The organism is Streptomyces sp. NPDC020490 (assembly GCF_044335305.1).
Classification (GTDB): domain Bacteria; phylum Actinomycetota; class Actinomycetes; order Streptomycetales; family Streptomycetaceae; genus Streptomyces.
This window is the reverse complement of record NZ_JBIRUY010000039.1, coordinates 1-19,915: the sequence shown is the minus strand read 5'-3', so window position 1 is coordinate 19,915 and position 19,915 is coordinate 1. Positions and strand designations below refer to the sequence as shown.

Below are 19,915 nucleotides of genomic sequence, written 5' to 3'. Positions count from 1 at the left end.
CCTACGACGAGGCCAGCTCGTAGGCGTACGACGGGCTGAACGTGCCCGGCGCCCCCTTGCAGCCGTCCGACTCCCCCGGCAGCTTCACCCACAGGTAGGCGTCGATGCGGGCCTCGCCGGTGCTGAGCGTGGGCCTCCGCCCGATCCTGCGGCCCGCCGGGTCGCACCACTCGTCGTCGGCCGGCGCGCCGTTGCCGTTGCGGCTGGTGTCGATGACGGCGCCCAGGCCGGCGGGTCCGCCGAGGGCGTCGAGGACCTGCCGGTCGTAGGCGGTCTCGGCGGCGGTGGTGCGGAAGTTGGAGACGTTGCTGAAGACGCCGTCGGAGGAGGCGGCCGAGGCTGCGCCCGCCTGCCGGAGCAGGGCCGCCTGCCGCGCGGCCGGGTGCCAGCCGGAGTGCCCGGCGTCGTAGTAGACCCGGGCCCTCGGGTTCGCCGTCTTCAGCACCCGGCCCGCGCGGGCCAGCGAGGCGAAGCGGGCGGCGCGTCCGCCGTCGGAGAGACAGTCGGACTGCGCGATCGAGTCGGGCTCCAGGACGACCACGACCTCGCCGGAGCCGAGCCCCTCGGCGAAGGCGTCGATCCAGTCGTCGTAGGCGGCGAGATCGGGCGCCCCGCCCTCGGACGCGCCGCCGCAGTCACGGTCCGGCACGGCGTACGGCACCACGACCGGCACCCTGCCCTGCGCGGCGGCGCCCGCGGTGACCGCGCGGACCCGGGAGGCGATGGTCCCGGGGGTGAAGTCGGCGAACCACACAGCCGCCGGCTGACCGGCGATCCGGGACTCTATGACGGCGACGCGGGGATCGCCGGGGTGCGCGCGGACCCAGTCGAGTACCTGGGAGTCGGGATGCCGGTAGAGCCGGTCGGCCGCGGACGCGGCCTGCCGCTCCTTCGCCGTCGGCGTCGGTGCGGGGGCCGGGCGGGCGGTGGGCTTCGCGGTGGGCGGGGCGGACGCGGACGCCCCGGCCGCCGGCGGGGACGACGACGGCAGCACGGGCGGCTGCTCCGGGCGCGGCGATCCGGTGATCCGGGACCTGGCCTCGTCGCCGACGCGTCCGTCGTCGAGCGCCGACATCATCCCGGTCGCCGTGCCGACGGCGACCACGACGGAGGCCGCCGCGACCACTGGCGCCGCGCCGGACGGCACGCCGGCGTTCGGCCCTGCGCGCCGCCCGGCGGCGGGCACGTACGCCTGGCACGGTGCTGCTCCCCCCTCCCCCACGGCGGGCGCGTTCCCCCGTTCCGGGGAAGCGCCGGGTCCGCCGCCACTCGGGCCACCCTAAGCCTGGGACGCTTCCGGCATGGCGCAACGCGAACAGTTCACCACTCCCGTCGACGCGGTCGTCTCCCGGATGCGCGCCCTGGACGCGGCCCTGCCGGAGCGGGACGGCGTCGCGGTCTTCAACCGCGTCTACCTCACCGTCACCGAGGCCGTCGACCGGAGCATCGACGCCGGGCGGTTCGCGGACCGGCGGGCGGCGATCACGCTGGACGTGCGGTTCGCCGAGCGCTACCTCGCCGCCGTCGACGCGGTGACCGACGGACGGCGGGCACCGGCCTGCTGGCGGCCGCTGTTCCAGCTCCGCCGCCACCCCGGCGTACGGCCGCTGCAGTTCGCGCTGGCGGGCATCAACGCGCACATCGGCCACGACCTGGCGCTCGCCGTCGTGGACAGCTGCCGTACGCTCGGCTGCGAACCGGCCGACCTGGAGGACGAGTTCGACCGCGTGGGCGATCTCCTCGTCTCGCTGGAGGAGCGCGTCCGCGAAGATCTGATGCCGGGCCCCGACCTGTTGCAGATCGCCGACCCGCTCACCCATCTGCTCGGCTCGTGGAGCCTGGAACGCGCCCGGGAGGCCACCTGGGCGGCCGCGCGTGCCCTGTGGGCGCTGCGCCGGGTGCCCGACGTGGGCGAGGAGTTCACCGAACGGCTCGACGCGGCGGTCGGCTTCGCGGGCCGCATCCTCCTCACACCGCTGGCGGACTGCCGTCAGTCCTCGGGCAGTTCCACGGGGGCGATCTCGTCGTAGACGTCGCCGGGGCCCGGGTTGGACGCGTCGGTGGCGCCGCCGAGGTGGTGCATGACGCCCCAGACCGCGTTCAGCGCGGTCTGGACCGCGCCCTCGGCCCAGCCGGCCGTCCAGGAGATGTCGTCGCCGGCGAGGAAGATGCCCCGCTTGTCCTCGGGCAGCCGGTCCTGCATGAAGTGGGTGAACAGCCGCCGCTGGTAGCGGTAGTGGCCGGGCAGGTTGGCCTTGAACGCGCCCATGAAGTAGGGCTCGTTCTCCCAGGAGACGGTCACCGGGTCGCCGATGATGTGCTTCCTGATGTCGACGTTCGGGTAGATCTCGCCGAGCGACTTCAGCATGACCTCCATCCGCTCGTTCGCGGACAGCGGCAGCCACTTCAGGCTGTCGTCGCACCAGGTGTAGGAGAGGCAGATGACGGCGGGCCGGTCCGGGCCGTCGTCGAGGAGGTAGGTGCCGCGGGTCATGCGGTCGGTGAGCGTCATCGACATGACGTCCCGGCCGGTCGGGTTCCCCCTGTCGTCGACGGCCTTGTCGAGCCAGAACGGCCGGTCGACCGGGACGAACAGCTTGCTGGACTCCATGTAGTGGGTGCGCTCGATCGCCGTCCAGTGGTCGATCGGGAACAGCGAGTCGTCGCAGGCGATCTTCGACAGCAGCATCCAGGACTGGGCGGTGAAGATGGCCGCCCGGTAGGTGCGGATGGCGCCGCTCGCGTCCGTCACGGTGATGTGGTTGCCGGCGGTGCGGTGCAGCCGGGTCACGGCCGGCCGCGGCTCGCCGTCCACGTGCAGGGACTTCAGCGAGGTGCCGTACGGCCAGTGGACGATCTTCTCCGGCTCGCGCTCCCACAGGCGCAGCGGCAGCTGCTGGGAGCCGCCGACGATGCCGCGGTGGTGGTCGTCGGCCTCGGTGTAGACGACGCGCAGGATCTCCAGGATGGAGTTGGGGAAGTCGGTGTCCCAGCCGCCCGTCCCGAAGCCGACCTGGCCGAAGATCTCACGGTGCCGGAAGGACTTGAACGCCTCGGAGTCGCAGAGGAAGCCGTAGAAGGTCTGGTTGTCGAGCTTCTCGACGAGCCTCGCCCAGATCTCGCGGATGCGGGGCACGTCACGCTCGCGCAGGGCGCGGTTCATCGCGGAGAAGTCGGCGCCCTCTTCGAGGCAGGCGTTCCAGGCCGCGGCGACGTCCCGGTACACCTGGGGCAGGTCGTCGATCGTCTCGGCGTAGTGCGACTCGCCCTTGAGGTCGACGACGGTCGAAGGCGTCGCCTCGGCGAGGGGGTTGGGGAACGGACGGGTCTCCAGGCCCACCAGGTCGATGTAGTGCTGCAGCGCCGTGGAGGACGGCGGGAAGCGCATCGCGCCCATCTCGGCGGTGAGGGAGGGGTCGCAGCCCTCGAAGCCGACGGTGCGCAGCCGCCCGCCGATCCGGTCCGCCTCGTAGACGACCGGCTTCAGGCCCATCTTCATCAGCTCGTACGCGGCCACGATGCCGGACAGGCCGCCGCCGATCACCGCGACCTCGGTGCCGTGCTCGGTCGCGGGTATCTGGCCCAGGCCAGCCGGGTGGGCGAGGAAGTCGTCGTACGCGTACGGGAAGTCCGGGCCGAACATGGTGATCGGCGGCTGCTGCTCGTCTGCGTGCTCGACGGCGTTGGGCACCGTGGACGTCATGGGGTGCGGACTCCTTGCGCGAAAAAGATGATGAACGGAGGGACGGAAGGAACAGGGGCGCGTCAGACGAGGGCGCTGTACAGGCCCGGACGGCGGTCCGTCAGATACGGGTTGGCCTCGCGGGAGGCGTCCAGGAAGGCGGGGTCGACGTCGGCGAGGACGAGTTCCTCGCCGCGGCCGGCGCGGGTGCGGGCGACTCCGTCGGGGCCGGCCAGCGTGGAGAGGCCGACGAAGTCGAACTCCCCTTCCTGGCCGACCCGGTTGACGTACGCGACGTACATCTGGTTCTCGAAGGCGCGCACCGGGATCAGCGACTCGGGGACGAACTGGTACGGGTGCATCTGCGCCGTCGGCACCACGAGGAGGTCGGTGCCGGCGAGCGCGTGGGCGCGGACGTTCTCCGGGAACTCCACGTCGTAGCAGATCATGAGGCCGACGCGGAGGCCGTTCAGCTCGGCCTGCACCACCGGCTGCTCGCCCGGCGTGAAGTGGGCGCGCTCGAAGGGGCCGAAGAGGTGGGTCTTGCGGTAGTGGGCGAGGCGGTCGCCGTCGGCGGAGACCAACTGGGCGGAGTTGAAGACCGCCTCGCCGGCCCGCTCGGGGTAGCCGTAGACGACCGCCACGCCGTGCCGCGCGGCGATGCCGGCGACCGCGGCCGCCGAGGCGCCGTCGGCGGGTTCGGCGAGGCGGGCGATGTCGTCGCCGATCGCGTACCCGGTCAGGAACATCTCCGGCGCCGCCAGCAGCCCGGCGCCCGCGGCGGCGGCGCGGCCCGCGGCCTCGTCGAGGACCTCGAGGTTCTCCTCGACCGATCCGGGACGGCCGGAGCTCTGGAGCAGGGCGGTGCGCATGGGTGTTCCTCACCGGTACGGAAGGGGGGTAGGGGGGCCAGAAAAACCGTACGGTCGGCGTCCTCGGCCGGACAAGAAGCAGCCGTTGCGCACCGCCGCGCTGATCGTTGCGCGGAACGGCGGTGCGGCGGCGATTCGTTGCACACCCTCCCTCCGGGCCCCGGAAGGTACGGTCACGGGCCGCCGTTCCTGCGGCGCGACGGCCGGGCGCCGGTCAGAAGCAGGGCCGCCACCAGGCACCGCACGGCGAACACCGCGAACCCCGTCCAGCGGCGATTCGCTCCAGCCCCCGCACCGGCCCGCGCAGACCCATGGCTACGGGCTGGCGTTCTCGCGCCGCGAGGACCGGGTGACGACCCGCAGGACGGCCGTCGCCGGGTCCTCGCAGCGCGGCGAACACCGCGAAGCCGGTGTCCGGCGATTCGCTGCAGACCCCCGCACCGGGCCGCGCAGACGCGTAGCTACGGGCTGACCTTCTCACGCCGCGAGGAACAGGCGACGACCCGCAGCACGGCCGTCACCGGGTCCTCGCAGCGCGGCGAACACCGCGAACCCGGTGCCGCGACGATTCGCTGCAGACCCCCGCACCGGCCCGCGCAGACCCGGGGCTGCGGACTGGCCTTCTGGCGCTGCCGGAAACGGGTGACGGCCCGCAGGTACAGCTCGGCGAGCACCGCGAAGCCGGTGCGGCGGCGATTCGCTGCCGCACCGCACCGGGCCGCGCAGCCATGGCTACGGGCCGCTCTTCTCGCGCCGCGAGGAGCGGGTGACGGCCCGCAGCACGGCCGTCACCGGGTACCGCGCAGACCGTTCGCTACGGGCCGCTCCTCTCGCGCCGCGAGGAGCGGGTGACGGCCCGCAGGACGGCTGTCACCGGGTACCGCGCAGACCGTTCGCTACGGGCCGCTCCTCTCGCGCCGCGAGGAGCGGGTGACGGCCAGCAGGGTGGCCGTCATCAGGTACGGCGCGGCGAACACCGTGAAGGCGTTGCCGTGGGTGGTTCGCGTGGCGACGGCCGCGTAGCCGGCGAAGACGGCGATCGTGGCGAGTTCCGTGCCCAGGCCCGCGACCGACGTCAGGGTGGCCCGGCCGGAGTCGTCGATGCGCTGCTGCAGCCGGACGTCCGCCAGCACGGTCGCCAGCTGGAAGCCGCCGAAGGCCACGGCGACGAGGCCGAGCCCGGCCGGTGTCCGCGTCGCCGCTCCCGCGGCCAGGGCGAGCGCGGCGCCGGTGAGCAGCGCGGCGAACCCGGCCCGGCCGAGGCGTGCGCAGGCGCCCGCCAGCAGGCTGCCGGCCGTGGCTCCCGCCCAGATCAGCAGGAGCGGGTACGCCACCGCCTCCTCCGGTACGCCGGTCTCCCGCACCAGCAGCGGGGCGTACTCGTCGAGCGCCCCCCACACCGCGCCGACGGCGGGCACCAGGAGCAGCGTCCCGCGCAGGGACCGGTCGCGGCGGACCTCGCCGGCCCCGGCCCGCAGGGTGGCCGCCCAGTTCCCGGCCCGGTCCCGCGACGCGGCCCGGTGTTCCGGGAACCGGGACGCGACCGCCGCGGCCGCCAGGCAGGACAGCACGCTCGCCGCCCCCACGGCCGGGTAGCCGCCGAGGGCGAACACGGGCCCGGCGAGGCCCATCGCGGCCATGACGGCCAGCAGCCCCGCCGCCCGGGCCCGCCCCATGACCCGGGCGTACCGGCCGGCCGCGCCGAGCCGCTCCAGTTCCTCGTAGACCAGCGCCTCCAGCGCCCCGGAGCCGAGCGCTCCCCGGGCGCCCCACAGGACGAAGCCGAGCGCGAAGGCCCAGTACGAGGGGACGAGCACCCACAGCGCGAAGCCGGCGGCGGTCAGCAGCGGGCCGAGCCACAGCAGCAGCCGACGGGAGACGGCGTCGGCCCAGGCGCCGGAGGGCACCTCCAGCAGCACGCCGGTGGCCGACCACAGGGCGAAGAGGGAGGAGATCTGCCAGACGGACAGTCCGGTGTCGCTGAACAGCAGCGCGTACACCGGGTAGAGCAGGACGAAGTCGTCGAGGAACGCGTAGCCGTACAGCGTGGCCGTGAGCCGCCGGACGCCGACGGCGGGCGCACGCACAGGGGTGAGTGTCATGAGGCCTTCCCGCAGGGACGGATCGGATGCCGGGGGTACGGCGTCCGAGGCGGCCCTCGGGAGGCACGGCGGTGGGATCAATGTCGCCAGGTCATGTCACCGATGCTAGACGGACCCGGCGCGCGCGTCCGCCGATTGTCGCATCCGCGGATCACGCGTCCGCAGCTCATCGCGTCCGCGGATCGCGCGTCCGCGGATCGTCGCGTCCGCCGGTCACGTCGGCGAACCCGACGAGAAGCGGCGCAGCAGCGGCGACAGCACCAGCACGGACTTGGTGCGCTCGACGAACGGCTCCCCGGCGATGCGCTCCAGGACCCGTTCGAAGTGCCGCATGTCGGAGGCGAAGACCTGCACGATCGCGTCCGCGTCGCCGGTGACGGTCGACGCGGCGACGACCTCCTGGTAGCGCTCCAGGCCCCGCCGGATGGTCTCCGGCGAGGTGTTGTGCCGGCAGTAGATCTCGACGAACCCCTCGGTCTCCCAGCCGAGGGCCGACGGGTCCACCCGTACGGTGAAGCCGGTGATGGCCCCGGTGGCGCGCAGCCTGTCCACGCGCCGCTTCACGGCGGGCGCGGACAGGCCGACCGACTGCCCGATGTCCGCGTAGGAGCGGCGGGCGTCCTCGGCGAGGGCGTGCACGATGCGTTCGTCGAGTTCGTTCAGCACTGCGGGCGGTTCACTTCACTTCTGGCGCGGCGGGACGGGAGCGGCGGTGGCCGTACCGGAAGTAGAACACGAGCCCGACGGCCGTCGGACCCCGGAGACCGCCCGGGTTGCGTTCAGTTCCAGCTGGCGTGCAGCGGCTTGCCCTCCGCGTAGCCGGCCGCGCTCTGGATGCCGACGACGGCCTTCTCGGCGAACTCCTCCAGGGAGCCGGCGCCGGCGTAGGTGCAGGAGGAGCGGAGACCCGCGATGATCGAGTCGATCAGGTCCTCGACGCCCGGGCGGGCGGGGTCGAGGTACATGCGGGAGGTGGAGATGCCCTCCTCGAACAGCGCCTTGCGGGCGCGGTCGTACGCCGACTCCTCGGAGGTGCGGTTGCGCACCGCGCGGGAGGACGCCATGCCGAAGGACTCCTTGTAGAGCCGGCCGTCCGCGTCCTGCTGGAGGTCGCCCGGCGACTCGTACGTACCCGCGAACCAGGAGCCGATCATCACGTTGGACGCCCCGGCCGCGAGCGCCATCGCCACGTCGCGCGGGTGGCGGACGCCGCCGTCGGCCCACACGTGCTTGCCGTACTTGCGCGCCTCGGCCGCGCACTCCAGCACCGCCGAGAACTGCGGCCGGCCGACGCCGGTCATCATGCGGGTGGTGCACATGGCGCCGGGGCCGACGCCGACCTTGACGATGTCCGCGCCGGCCTCGATCAGGTCGCGCACGCCCTCCGCGGCGACGACGTTGCCGGCCACGACCGGCACCCGCGGGGCGAGGTCGCGCACCAGCTTGACCGCGCTGATCATCGACTCCTGGTGGCCGTGCGCGGTGTCGATGACGAGCGTGTCGACGCCCGCGTGGAGGAGCTGCTCGGCCTTGCCCGCCACGTCGCCGTTGATGCCGACCGCGGCCGCGATGCGCAGCTTGCCCCGCGCGTCGGTGGCCGGCGTGTACAGGGTGGCGCGCAGCGCGCCCTTGCGGGTGAGGATGCCGGCGAGGCGGCCGTCCGGGCCGACCACGGGGGCGTAGCGGCGGTTGGCCGCGTCGAGGGTGTTGAACGCCTCGCGCGGATCGATGCCGTCCTCCAGGAGGAGCAGGTCCTTGGACATGACCACCTCGAGCTGGGTGAAGCGGTCGACGCCGGTCAGGTCCCGGTCGGTGACGACGCCGACGGGCCGGCCGCCCTCGTCGACGACCACACCGGCGTTGTGCGCGCGCTTCGGCAGCAGCGACAGCGCGTCCGCGACGGTCTGGTGCGGGGTGAGCACGATCGGGGTGTCCAGTACGAGGTGACGGCTCTTCACCCAGCCGACAACGTCGGTGACGACCTCGATCGGGATGTCCTGCGGGATGACCACGAGCCCGCCGCGCCTGGCGACCGTCTCCGCCATGCGGCGGCCGGCGATGGCGGTCATGTTGGCGACGACGAGCGGGATCGTGGTGCCCGTGCCGTCCGGGGAGCTGAGGTCGACGCCCTGCCGGGAACCGACCGCGCTGCGGCTCGGGACCATGAACACGTCGTCGTAGGTCAGGTCGTACGCGGGCTGGACGTCGTTGAGGAAACGCACGTGCTGCACATCCCAGTCGATCAGAGGTGGCCCCCGGGCAGGTCAGCCAGGGGGAAGAGCACGTACTTCATTGTCCCATGGCGGCCGCGGTGCGCTGCCCGGTCGGATCGTCCGAGCAGGTCGGGGCAGGGTCAGGAGGATCCTCCAAGGGCGAGCGCCACGGACAGCTCCGGCGTGCGGTCCACCGCCTGCGCGAACACCTCCCGCGCGGTCCGCCACTCCGCGGGCCGTGCCTCGGCGTACGGCCGCCAGTTCCGCACGACGACCAGCAGACCCCGCTCCGGTGCGCCCTGGGGCCAGACGGTGGGGTCGGAGAGGCTGTCGGCGAGGGCGTCCCAGTTGCGCCCGAACCAGTCGGGCAGGTCGAGGGCGCGGGCGCAGCGGTCCATCAGGCCCGCCTTGTCCGTGACGCCGTCGAGGTCCAGCGTGACGACGTGTTCCGTCATCTCAGCACCGTCCTGTGGGGGGTTGTCGTGATCACCGTGTAGTAGATCCCGTCGCCCCGTCCCATGACAACGCGCCGGACCCACGCGGTTCGCGTGGGCCCGGCGCGTGACGGGACGTGCCGGTCTTCTGGCCTGACGTGCCGTCAGGGGCCGTCGGGGTCGGCCCTGTTGAGGGCGGGCTTGGGCGGAGAGCCGGCCGTCATCAGGTAGTCCGCCGCCGAGGTGTCCGTCACCAGGCTGGTGACCAGCCCGGAGCGCAGCACCGCGTCGATCGCGGCGGCCTTGCGCTGCCCGCCGGCTATCGCCACCACCTCGGGGATGCGGCGGAGCTGGTCCGCCTTGACCGTGATGCACCGCTCGCCGAGGTCGCGTCCGATGCGGCGGCCCTCGGCGTCGAAGAGGTGCGCGGACATCTCGGCGGCGACGCCGAGCGAGGCGTAGTGCGCCCGCTCCTCGTCGCTGAGCATGTCGTGCACCGTGGAGATGCCGGGCTCCCAGGAGCCGATGGACACACAGGCGACGGTGACCTTGTCGAAGTACTCGAAGGCCCGCGCGATCCCCGTCTGGTGGCGCAGCGCCGCCGCGGTCGCCGCGTCCGGCAGCAGCATCGGCGCGTAGATGGGGTGCGCGTCGCCGCCGGAGACCTGGGCGGCCCGGCGCACGGCCTCCACCGAGCCGCGCTCGGCGGTACCGGCGTCGTACACCCCCGTGAGCTGCACCACCGTGCACGGCGGCAGCCGGTCCAGGGCCGCGGCCATGTGGATGGTGGAGCGGCCCCAGGCGAGGCCGAGGATGTCGCCCTCGTTCACCAGTTCGCCGAGCAGGTCGGCCGCCACCTCGCCGAGGTTCTCCGGGTCCGGCGACTCCTCGGCGTCGGCCGGGGACTCCACCACGACGGCGTGCCTGAGGCCGTAGCGGGCGCGCAGCGCGTCCGAGCGCTCGGCGTCCAGCTCGGCCGGGACGCGGATCTCGATGCGTACGAGATCCCGTTCGAGGGCCGTCTCCAGCACCCGGGCCACCTTGAAGCGGCTGACGCCGAACTCCTCCGCGATCTGGATCTTGGACTTGCCCTCGAGGTAGAAGCGGCGGGCCATGGCCGCCGCCTGCACCAGCTCAGCGGGTCCCATCCGCACTGCTGACCGGCCCGCCGACATACCCGACACGGCGATCTCCTCACTGCTGTTCACACTCTGGATTCGCCGTTCATCCTGTCAGATCCGGCGCGGTTGATTCGCCCTGATGGACGGCGTTCACGTTCCCTTGGTTCTGTGGTCGGTTCAGTGGCCGCACGCCCACGACGCCTGCGCGGTCACCGCCTCGGCCCGGTCGCGCAGCGCACGGACCGCCTCGGCCGGATCGGCCGCCCCGTACACCGCGGATCCCGCCACGAAGACGTCCGCGCCGGCCTCGGCGCAGCGCTCGATGGTGCCGTCCGAGACACCGCCGTCGACCTGGAGCCACAGCTCCAGACCGTGCTTGCTGATCAACTCGCGGGTGCGGCGGATCTTCGGCAGCATGATGTCGAGGAACGCCTGGCCGCCGAAGCCCGGCTCCACGGTCATGATCAACAGCATGTCGAGTTCGGGCAGGAGGTCCTCGTACGGCTCGATCGGCGTCGCGGGCCTCAGCGCCATGGAGGCACGGGCGCCCTTGGCCCGGATCTCGCGGGCGAGCCGCACCGGAGCGGTGGCCGCCTCGACGTGGAAGGTGACGGAACCGGCTCCCGCCTCGACGTACTGGGGCGCCCACCGGTCAGGAGCCTCGATCATCAGATGGCAGTCCAGCGGGGTGTCCGTCGCGCGGGCGAGGGACTCCACGACCGGCACGCCGAGTGTGAGGTTCGGGACGAAGTGGTTGTCCATGACGTCGACGTGGAGCCAGTCGGCTCCCTCGACCGCCTTCGCCTCGTCCGAGAGGCGGGCGAAGTCGGCGGACAGGATGCTGGGGTTGATCTGCACGGCCATGACCCAAGCCTGCCATGCCCGGGCACGTTTGTTCGCGCCGGTGCTGACCCGGGACTTTCTCCGGGTGCGGCAGCGCCTCGGCGCCTGGCGGGCACCGGCCGCCCGCGGGGACGGCCCAGCGCCGGCCGCGGGCGGGCTGTAGGTTCTCGAATCCGCTGACCAATCGCACCTCGCCTACCTGCACTGATCAGTCGCGTCTCAGTAGTGGCCATGAGTAGTTCGTCTCACGATCTTGGCCACTGAGGCACCTTCTTCAGTGGTTACTGCACTGTCGGGCCCCACGCCGATGACGTCCAGGAGCTGAGGATGCCAGCAACGGACGGCCTTGGTGGTCCGGCGGGCGAGTTCCTTGACCTCGGCGGTCAGCTGCTGGATGCGCCGGGCCAGCAGCCGGAGCGTGAACACGGCTGCATCGTCGCCGTCGGGAAAGTCGGCGCATGTGGCGATCAGGGCTGTGTTGCTGAGGTTGGACAGTGCCTCGCGCAGCTCGGGATCGACGCCGAGGAGTACGGCCTTGAGCTGGTTCTTCGCCTGCGTGCAGGCCTTAACGGCCGACTCCTTCGCCAGCCGTAGCACACGCATGTCGGCCGCTGGGCCCTCGCCGGATTTGGGTATGACGTCAGCGCGCCCGGACAGCACCGCACGGGCGGCGGCCTCCGCGTCGACGGCGTCGGTCTTGCCGCGCTTGCGGCGGATGGCGCGGTCTGGCTGATTGACCTCGACGACCTGGACGTTCTCCCGCTTCAGGTAGCGCGCCAGGGCCGCTCCGTAGGATCCGGTGCATTCCACACCCGCCCGGCGCAAGGTGCCGAAAGAGCGGGCCCAGGCCAGGAGTTGGCGGTATCCGGCGGCGGTGGCCGAGAACTCTTGATGGGCCAGCATCGCCCCGAGCACCGTGATCACTGCGGCGACATGCACGTTCTTGTGGGTGTCCACCCCCAGGATCACGTCCTCAGTCGGCGGATCTTCCGGCTGTGTGGGCAGAGTCGGCTGGGGCATGCTGGTGATGGTCACGCGGCTCCTCGATCGGCACGGGGCTGTGGCCGACGTCGGGCCGGTGGGCGGTCAGAACTGTGACGGTGCCTTGTGAGGCAAGGCCCCTATCGGGACACATCCACCGGTCCGGCGGCAGCAAGCACCGCCCGGGACCAGGGCCGACAGATCCTTAACAAGGCAGCCTGGGCCAGTTGTCCCACGGGTCAGACCCTGGCCCCGGACGGCGCCACATGAGTCTCACAGTTGTCCCAGACGAGGACGATCGGGGCGCCGAGCTGCTGATGTGCGGCGATAAGGAGGTCGCGGTAGTCGGTCCAGGTGAAACTGCGTCTGCCGCCCCGCTTGTGATCGAGATGCCGTTTGGGCCGGTAGATCAGCCGTGAGCGTTCACCCGGCTTGTAGCAGGCCAGGGCAGCAACCGAGAAGCGGCGCTGGGAGCGCCCCCTCACCCGGATGACGGGTGTGCGTCCGCGCCGGGCCCAGGTCCGTGCAGTGAGCGGCGTCATCGAGAAGCCGGCCTCGTCTTCGAAGCACAGCCAGGCGTCGAGCGCCGCCACGGACCTTCCACCTGCGGCCAGGTCTCCTTCACCCAGCCCGCCACGGCCTCCTCGTCGCGCTCGACCGCTCGTCGGGCCGGGACCTGGTGGCTGAAGCCGTGCCGGTGCAGCATCCGCGCGATCGCCGACAGCGTCATGCTCTTGTGGAACCGGCGCCCGATCAGCGTCTTGATCCGCGCCAGCGTCCACGTCTGGTCCGGCCAGCCGTGCGCGACTGGTCCCTTGGCCAGTTCTTGCTCAAGCACCGCGAACAGTGCCTCACTCAGCTTGGGCACTGAGACTGGTCCGGCGGACCGCAACCCCTCTGCGCCGGCGTCGTGCCAGGCCCGGCGCCATCGCTGCACCGAGCGCACACTCACCCGTAAGTCCTTGGCGACCTCGGCGTTGGAGGCACCCGCAGCGAACCGCTCCGCAGCCTCCAGCCGGATCCGCTCACGAAACGCCTGCCGTTCAGGCGTCAGCCCACCACCCTGCGGATATCTCACACAACCGGCATACCGCAACGATCACGCATCGTCAGCACCCGACGACATCACGCTTCAAAGCTCAGTAGTACTCCAGCCTAGATGTGGATCTTCATGAACAGGCTCTTGGTCGTAAGAATCAGCCTCGGGGCTCAGGTGCCGGCCACGAGCGAACCCACGGCCGAGACGGCGTGCCTCACGCCGTCAGCGGTTCCCGGGCGCCAGTCAGGTGGCGTCGGCGGAGGCGGGCGAAGGCGGTGGGGCTGGGGCGGTGCGGGAGAAACTCCTTGATCCGCTGCGCGCATTCACGTGGGCTTGCCGCGCTGGTGTCGCACTCCAGGTCGTAGTCACCGTGGCCGTGAACCAAGTCGTATCGGTGCGCCGCGAGGCCCGGGAGCGGTCGCCCCGGGCCAGCTCGCGGCGGGCACGCTTCGTCCAACGGGCAGTGGACACGGGGCAAACGCACAGGTCCGAGCCCCGTGGACTGGGCAGGCCGGGTTCCATGATGCACGTCCTGTCGGACGCGAACGGCCTGCCCCTCCTCGTCGGCGTCTCCGCCGGCAACACCCACGACAGCGAGGGGCTGAAGCCGATGGTGGAGGGTCACTAAACGAGACACGACCCTCACCCTGGCCGGTACTTCAAGCCCCAGGCCTGCACGCGGACAAAGCGTATGACCGCGCTGATCTGCGTAGATGGCTGCGCGGAAAGCGCATCGGAGTGCGCATCGCCCGCAAGGGCATCGAGTCCAGCGAGCGATTAGGGCGACGCCGCTGGGTCATCGAGCGCACCATGTCGTGGCTGTCCGGCTACCGGCGGCTCAGCCCCCGCTACGAACTCGTGTCCCTGGGCTGTCAGTCTCCTGGGTTATCTACCCTCGTCAGCAACCTCCCGCCCTCCATCCCAAACCTATCCACCACCAGGAACGCCTTGCCCAGCTCGTTAAGCGTCAGCTCAAGACGATAGAAGTCGACCTCGCCGCCGCCGTTGCGGTATGGCCGGATACGTTCTGTATCCAGACCGCGCTTCCACTCCTCGAACGGCATCGCCGCGAAGACCTCGTACTCGTCGGCCCAGATACAGCAATCTGCTCTGTACTGGTCATACTCCGTCCCGTCGTACGTCTCCGGGTGCACGCGGGTGTCAGCCCACGCGAACAGCTTCGGCACCACCTCGGCGTAGCTGGCGAGGCCAAGGAAAACGCCCCAACTGGCCAGCTTCTCGGGTTCCTCGCCGTCCTCTTTGTCTATGGCTAGACGAATGTCGCCTCGTCCTGAGCTCTTGTTGACCCACTCCTCTATGTCGACCACCAGCCGCTTGCCGCTGGCCAGCAGCTCCATCCAAGGCTTGGCCAGTTGCAGTTCACGGATACGCAGCTCGTACGGATCACCCTCGGCAGCCTCCCGGAGGGCCTTTCGGGCGCTCGAATCCAGCACCTGAGCCTCCGGCACCAGGAGCTTCCAGCCGCCGGTGGACGTCTCCTGGAGCGTCTGGCGGTTCACCAGCTGCCAGTGGCAGCGCTTGGTCTCCGGGTGGTACAGCACCACGGCCACCGGCAGTGAGTGGTTGAGCCAGTAAGCCACGTGCTCGCCGTCCGGCCGAAACCACCAACCTCCTGGCGCCGTCTCCCGGAACCAGCTCATCCCACTCTTGATCTGCAGGGCCAACAGCCGGCCACGGACGTCCTTGCCGTCGACAACCTCGGTATGCGCGTCAATGCCGAAGTCCTCGGTGGGCTGCTCGCGGAAGAGCCACTCCAACTCGTCCTCGACGGCGAGTTTGGTGCGGGTCACCCCGATAGTGGCGACCTTGGCGGATGATTTACGGCGCATCACGGCTCCATCTTCTGCTGGAATGGGCCCGGCAGCCGTTTGCACGAGAAGCTGCCGTCATCGTCCTCACGACGAGCTGCCTGCTGCTGAGCAGAGTCACCCTTCACATCGAAGAACAACGGCAGCGCGGTAAGGGCCGGCCGTCCGCCTCAAGACCAAGACAGTTACGCAACCTTGTCGGTGGATTGCTTCCTCATCGAGCGGCTGGCACAGCACGTATCACGGTTCTCTGAGCCGTAACCCATCTCGCCTCCCGCACAACGCCACCGCCAGGCACGCGGCTGCGCCGGGCCGCCGGACGAGGGTCTGATCATCACGAACCGCCACGGCCGACCTGTACCGCCCGGCGACTGCCACCTCACCGGTAGTGATGCTTCAGCGTGGAGCGCCGCGGTCTCCAGGAGGTCAAGTCGTGGGTGCTGAGCCCGTACGCGCTGAGCATGTCTTCGAAGTGACGCTGGAACGCCTCGACTTGACCTACCTTGCCCGCCGATTCCTCCTGAGTCTCCCATCGGTGCATGGAGCGGAGCAGTTCCTGCACTCCGGCCAAGAGAGAGGTGAGCCGACTCATACTCGGATTTGGTTGCCGGCCAACAGCACTGACCAAATCCAGCAGAACGCGAACACGATCTGTTTCGCTCCAGCCGGACCAACCGAGCAACAGACCACCCTCTTCGTCAACGACATCGGCGTAGGAGATGAAACGTTCCCGGGGAATGTCCAGCCTGCCTCGGATCGACCAGTAGGACGCGCGTTGAAAATCAGCGCTCACGTACTTGGGCGGAACCGGAATCCCCAGTGCCTCGCCCGTCTCGTCCTCGCGGCGCTGAAGCTCCCAGACCCGCTCCCACTGCGCGCGCTTGCGTAGTCCCGACTCCTTGTACCTCAACGCTGCCGCATACGGGACCTGCTCACCTTCCAGGATCGTGGCCAGCACATCTGCGAGCGTGGCCTCCCGTCGCCCCAGGTGGTCGGCAGCGTAGAGCGCGGCTGCGGAACAGACTCCTGCATCGTCACCGAGTTCACTGGCCAGTTGACCGAGCGTTCGGGGGTGCGGACGCTTGTCGCCATTCTTCTCCTCGAACCACAGTTGTTCGTGCTCGCAACGATCGAGCAGCCAAGCGCGCAGCGCTCGCTCCTCGCGCTTCTCCCAAGGCTCCGTCGTCCACCGCCGCTTGTACTCAGGTCGCTCGACGAGGGCGATTGTCTGGTGGGACTCAATGGCATCGATCCTGGCCTCTACGACGTCCCGGTAGGCAGCCGGCCAGTGATTCGGGACGTCGGTGACCGGGCTGACTCCGTGCCTCTCGAACCATGCCTGTCCCTCAAACCAGGACGACGAGGCCGTACCGTCGGCGACCTTGCGGGCCCACACGATCTCGAATGCGCGCTCCCCTGGTCTCAGCGCAGGGAGTTCGAAATCCGGCGAGGTGGTCAGACGCGCTCGCTCATCGGCGAACAGCAGTCCATACGAGCCGTAGACGTCCCAGTCCAATTCCTCCTGAAGGGCGACCATCTCATGGCGGATCTGCGTATATGCGTCTCTTGCCGCATCCAAGACTCTCCTGCTGGGCGCTCGGCGATCCGCGAGGACAGTGCTCGGCTCTTCGGCAGCAAGAAGCCTGGTCCGCCTGGTCAGTTCCCGCGCTCGGGCAAGAGGAGCGTCGGATGGAAGCGGAAGCTGGAGAAGAGATTTCGGCGCAAAGCTGTACGCACGTGCCCATTCATTGCCCGGCGCGGAGAGAGCCGCCCCACCGGTCCCCTTGCTGGGGCTGGTCTGCTTGAGCCAGAAACAGACCGTGGACGAGTTGAGGACTCCGAGTAGAGCGACGTATGTGTTCTCGCTCGCGTCGATCGGCAGTCGAAGTACAGGTGCGGTCCTGCTGAACACCCTTTCGTCGTCTGCTTGCGCGAAGTGATTGTGCGTGGCCACGGTGGCGAACGTGATCAGCGGGCCCCGATGACGCTCGAGGAGCCAACGCCGCCAGGTCCACCACGGCCGGGGCCGCGACGATTCCCGCTGCCCGGTGGCCGTGCGGAGGACCTGTCGCATCGTCCAGAGGTGTCGCCCCCACGAGCTGCTGAGGTTCAAGGGAAGCGGTGAACCGTCCCCGTCGTAGGGGGCCAGGACTTCTGTTGCTACTTCGACACGCCAGTCGCGCACGACTTCACCCGTGACAAGGCCGAGGCCCAGCCCGGACGCGTCAGGGTGTCGGTTGAACCAGGGGCGACCGAGCTCGAAGACACCTCGCTCCCCCGGGTCGGAGCCCACTCCGAGCGGTCCGGAAAGGACGTCGACCAGTCGCCGCGGGGATGCCGAAAGCCGGTCCATGAGATCCGCTGCTCCGCCGCCCACCATGGTCCACGGGAAGCGGGAAAAACGGTGACGTGGTTCGTCCTCGACGCTCACCCATTCCGAGGCGCTGCCGGGACGGTCGATCTGGTCGAGGATCGACCGCCACACGATTCCCTGGGCCGGGTGCTCCGGCTGCCTGGGCTCACCGTGCACACTGAACACTGCCCGCACCGGGGCATCACCCATGGTCGGATCATTCCGGCCGACAAGAATCAGGGTCGGTGTTCCGTGGCCTGGCACATAGACACCCGAGGTGTCGATGACGTGCGTCAGCCCGACCCGGGGCAGGAAATCTTTGATCAGCTTCTCACCGAAGCCCCGCTTCGTGAAAGAGCTGGATGTGTACTGCCCGACATATCCGCCGGACGTTCCATCGTTTGTGGTAACCGCCAGCCTGAACATGCGCTCCGCGAAGAGGAGCGAGAGCGGAAATACTCCACTGGCCACTTCATAGGACTCTCTGTATGCAGCTCTTTTCACCTCGTCATGCACGGGAATGAAAGGAGGCTCACCCACCACGACATGGTAGGAATTGATCCCAAGAAGATCGCAGGAGGCAGAGAAATCGGCAACGTCTCCGATCATGTGGGGCAGTCCGCCGGGCGCGCCGCGGCCTTCCAGTAGAGCGTCACCCACCGCAACGTTGACTACCTGCCCCGGCACCTGGCTCAGCAGCCGTCGACCACTGGCCTGTGCGGCAGCCATCAACAGCCTGAATCTCGTGATGTTCACGGCAAACGGGTTCACATCACAGCCATGGACCGATTCCAGGGCCCGGCGGATCAGCTCGTCATCCGGGGTGCCTGGCTCGACCGCCCGCCAGGCGTTCAGCAGCCGTCCGAAGAGTCCGAGGAGGAATCCTCCCGAGCCGCAGGCCGGGTCGATGGACCGGAAGCCCTTGACGCCGAAATCCGCGATAGCCGGATCCACGGTGAGGTCCAGGATAAATTCTTCGATGAATTCCGGGGTCGGGACGAGCGCGTATGCCTGCCGTACCGCCTCGCTGATGTCCTGGTACAGGTCTTCGAGGAAGCGGGTGTCGAGTTGCGGGTCGGTGAAGTCGAATCGGAGGGCGCCGTCCTCGTCTCGCTGCCGCCAGAACTCGACCAGGCCGGTCGCGGCCCGTGGAGAAGGTGACAGCTGCCAGAGGGGGTTGTGCTCACGGGCGAAAATTCGGCCCATTACCGGGTGGGAACGTGCAAGATGCACGAACGCCTCGCCCAGCCAGTCCCGGTCCTGTGCCCCCTCCTGCTGCGCCAGGCACGTGCTCTGCCGTTCCTCCGCCTCTGCCAGGCGCTCTCCCGGCCCCGCGATGAACGGTTGGGCGATCAGGTCGTTGTCCTCGCAGTAGCGCACGAACACCGTGCCCAGCACCCAGGCGACCGCGGCCTGCATGATGTGCTCGTCACGCCAGGCGCCATACGTGGCGCTGGTACGGCCGACGGCTCTCTCCTGCTCGTATGCGCCCCGCAGCCGGTCGCGATACTGATCGATATTGTCGCTGCGCTCACGAAGATCCGCCTCCAGGGTCCGGACCTGCTTGCGCAGACCAACAAGGAGCGCCTGCCTGTCCAGCGAGGGCGTCCCCGTATCGGCTCCGCGAGTCGGAGGCACCGCGGCGACCACTCCTCCCTACGTCGGTGATTTCACGATCCACTGTCCTGTCGGACACATCCTGCCAGCTCTTTGGGCCGCCACCCCGATTCCGTCGCCCGCCACTGGCCTGACGCGTACCGTCCGTCACTGCCCGGCGCTCTATGATTCCTGTGCGCGCCGGACCGCCGAGGGGACACATGCTGACAAGACTCGAAGTCAGTGGATTCAAGAACCTGCTCGACCTCACGGTGGAGTTCGGCCCCTTCACCTGCATCGCGGGGGAGAACGGCACCGGAAAGTCCAACGTCTTTGACGCCATCCAGTTCCTGAGCCTGCTCGCCGACCACTCCATGATCGAGGCCGCCCAGGCCGTACGCGGGACCCATGGCGCACTGCACGGCGACGCGCGCGACCTGTTTTGGAACGGCTACTCGGACGACGAACATCGGATGGAGTTTGCCGCGGAGATGATCGTCCCGGGCGAGGTCGAGGACGACTTCGGCCGCCTTGCCGAACCGACGTCCACTTTCCTCCGCTACGAGCTTCACCTCGGGTACCAGCCGCCTCAGGGCGGTGAGCGGAGCGGTAGGCTGACGTTGCTCCGCGAGGACCTCAATCAGATCAGGTCAAGTGAGGCCGCCTCACATCTTCGGTTCCCGCACACCAAAGACTTCCGAAGCACCGTCGTCCGTGGTCGCAGATCCGCCCCCTACATCTCCACGTCTCTTGAGGCAAGGCTTGCGCAAGTTCCCGGGATCGCCCAACTGGCGTGAGAGTGTCGCTGGTTGGGGTGGATGACAGAGCGGACACGGGATCCGTGATCATT

General features: G+C 69.8%; 15 protein-coding genes and 3 pseudogenes. 3 read left to right on the top strand and 15 right to left on the bottom strand.

Annotated features, from left to right (window positions below; translation table 11 throughout):
* Position 1 precedes the first annotated feature (1 nt).
* Entirely contained in the window at positions 2-1,126 is a 1,125-nt protein-coding gene (locus ACH4ZX_RS32345) for a glycoside hydrolase family 6 protein (RefSeq protein WP_398280738.1), read from the bottom strand.
* A gap of 175 nt (positions 1,127-1,301) precedes the next feature.
* On the opposite strand from ACH4ZX_RS32345, the gene ACH4ZX_RS32340 reads away from it, so the two are divergent.
* Positions 1,302-2,030, top strand: coding sequence for a DUF5995 family protein (locus ACH4ZX_RS32340; RefSeq protein WP_398280570.1), 729 nt, complete (start codon positions 1,302-1,304; stop codon positions 2,028-2,030).
* Here the strand turns inward: ACH4ZX_RS32340 and ACH4ZX_RS32335 are convergent.
* The 12 genes and pseudogenes from ACH4ZX_RS32335 to ACH4ZX_RS32280 all read right to left on the bottom strand — a co-directional run.
* Complete coding sequence (locus ACH4ZX_RS32335) at positions 1,991-3,703, bottom strand: flavin monoamine oxidase family protein (protein ID WP_398280567.1); 1,713 nt, start codon at positions 3,701-3,703, stop codon at positions 1,991-1,993. The genes ACH4ZX_RS32340 and ACH4ZX_RS32335 overlap by 40 nt on opposite strands.
* 62 nt (positions 3,704-3,765) lie before the next feature.
* Positions 3,766-4,554 carry a carbon-nitrogen hydrolase family protein gene (locus tag ACH4ZX_RS32330; protein ID WP_398280564.1) on the bottom strand — a complete coding sequence of 263 codons (789 nt, stop codon included), beginning with the start codon at positions 4,552-4,554 and terminating at the stop codon, positions 3,766-3,768.
* Between the two features lie 896 nt (positions 4,555-5,450).
* Positions 5,451-6,656 (bottom strand): MFS transporter, encoded by a 1,206-nt coding sequence (locus tag ACH4ZX_RS32325; protein WP_398280561.1) that lies wholly within the window; start codon positions 6,654-6,656, stop codon positions 5,451-5,453.
* Between the two features lie 213 nt (positions 6,657-6,869).
* Positions 6,870-7,322: an Lrp/AsnC family transcriptional regulator gene (locus ACH4ZX_RS32320; protein WP_351884364.1), complete on the bottom strand. Its 453-nt coding sequence runs from the start codon at positions 7,320-7,322 to the stop codon at positions 6,870-6,872.
* Between the two features lie 113 nt (positions 7,323-7,435).
* On the bottom strand, positions 7,436-8,878 hold the full coding sequence (locus ACH4ZX_RS32315; RefSeq protein WP_398280735.1) for a GuaB1 family IMP dehydrogenase-related protein: 1,443 nt from the start codon (positions 8,876-8,878) through the stop codon (positions 7,436-7,438).
* Between the two features lie 131 nt (positions 8,879-9,009).
* On the bottom strand, positions 9,010-9,324 hold the full coding sequence (locus ACH4ZX_RS32310) for a barstar family protein (RefSeq protein WP_398280558.1): 315 nt from the start codon (positions 9,322-9,324) through the stop codon (positions 9,010-9,012).
* Between the two features lie 143 nt (positions 9,325-9,467).
* Positions 9,468-10,511, bottom strand: coding sequence for a sugar-binding transcriptional regulator (locus tag ACH4ZX_RS32305; RefSeq protein WP_398280555.1), 1,044 nt, complete (start codon positions 10,509-10,511; stop codon positions 9,468-9,470).
* Between the two features lie 90 nt (positions 10,512-10,601).
* A complete protein-coding gene (rpe, locus tag ACH4ZX_RS32300) occupies positions 10,602-11,288 on the bottom strand; it encodes a ribulose-phosphate 3-epimerase (RefSeq protein WP_360750920.1) in 687 nt (228 codons plus the stop codon).
* 198 nt (positions 11,289-11,486) lie between these two features.
* Positions 11,487-12,302: a transposase gene (locus tag ACH4ZX_RS32295; protein ID WP_398280551.1), complete on the bottom strand. Its 816-nt coding sequence runs from the start codon at positions 12,300-12,302 to the stop codon at positions 11,487-11,489.
* Positions 12,303-12,514: 212 nt separating this feature from the next.
* Positions 12,515-12,790, bottom strand: a pseudogene (locus ACH4ZX_RS32290) (IS630 family transposase); the annotation flags it as partial.
* Positions 12,787-13,326 carry a transposase gene (locus tag ACH4ZX_RS32285; RefSeq protein ID WP_398280548.1) on the bottom strand — a complete coding sequence of 180 codons (540 nt, stop codon included), beginning with the start codon at positions 13,324-13,326 and terminating at the stop codon, positions 12,787-12,789. The pseudogene ACH4ZX_RS32290 and the gene ACH4ZX_RS32285, both read right to left, overlap by 4 nt.
* A 175-nt stretch (positions 13,327-13,501) precedes the next feature.
* Positions 13,502-13,756: pseudogene (locus ACH4ZX_RS32280) on the bottom strand (chloramphenicol phosphotransferase); the annotation flags it as partial.
* Between the two features lie 4 nt (positions 13,757-13,760).
* Between ACH4ZX_RS32280 and ACH4ZX_RS32275 the strand changes: the two are divergent.
* Positions 13,761-14,142: pseudogene (locus ACH4ZX_RS32275) on the top strand (transposase); the annotation flags it as partial.
* Positions 14,143-14,159: 17 nt separating this feature from the next.
* Here the strand turns inward: ACH4ZX_RS32275 and ACH4ZX_RS32270 are convergent.
* Positions 14,160-15,098 (bottom strand): DUF4365 domain-containing protein, encoded by a 939-nt coding sequence (locus tag ACH4ZX_RS32270; protein WP_398280545.1) that lies wholly within the window; start codon positions 15,096-15,098, stop codon positions 14,160-14,162.
* Positions 15,099-15,495: 397 nt separating this feature from the next.
* The gene (gene pglX, locus ACH4ZX_RS32265) at positions 15,496-19,119 is read right to left on the bottom strand and encodes a BREX-2 system adenine-specific DNA-methyltransferase PglX (RefSeq protein ID WP_398280542.1); all 3,624 of its coding nucleotides are present in this window, start codon (positions 19,117-19,119) and stop codon (positions 15,496-15,498) included.
* A gap of 167 nt (positions 19,120-19,286) precedes the next feature.
* Between pglX and ACH4ZX_RS32260 the strand changes: the two genes are divergently transcribed.
* The gene (locus tag ACH4ZX_RS32260; protein WP_398280539.1) at positions 19,287-19,862 is read left to right on the top strand and encodes an AAA family ATPase; all 576 of its coding nucleotides are present in this window, start codon (positions 19,287-19,289) and stop codon (positions 19,860-19,862) included.
* Positions 19,863-19,915 lie beyond the last annotated feature (53 nt).

Bases quoted from the DNA above. Each gene is read 5' to 3' on its own strand.
- ACH4ZX_RS32330 (WP_398280564.1), bottom strand. From the start codon at position 4,554: ATGCGCACCGCCCTGCTCCAGAGCTCCGGCCGTCCCGGATCGGTCGAG.
- ACH4ZX_RS32325 (WP_398280561.1), bottom strand. From the start codon at position 6,656: ATGACACTCACCCCTGTGCGTGCGCCCGCCGTCGGCGTCCGGCGGCTC.
- rpe (WP_360750920.1), bottom strand. From the start codon at position 11,288: ATGGCCGTGCAGATCAACCCCAGCATCCTGTCCGCCGACTTCGCCCGC.
- ACH4ZX_RS32335 (WP_398280567.1), bottom strand. From the start codon at position 3,703: ATGACGTCCACGGTGCCCAACGCCGTCGAGCACGCAGACGAGCAGCAG.
- ACH4ZX_RS32310 (WP_398280558.1), bottom strand. From the start codon at position 9,324: ATGACGGAACACGTCGTCACGCTGGACCTCGACGGCGTCACGGACAAG.
- ACH4ZX_RS32260 (WP_398280539.1), top strand. From the start codon at position 19,287: ATGCTGACAAGACTCGAAGTCAGTGGATTCAAGAACCTGCTCGACCTC.
- ACH4ZX_RS32340 (WP_398280570.1), top strand. From the start codon at position 1,302: ATGGCGCAACGCGAACAGTTCACCACTCCCGTCGACGCGGTCGTCTCC.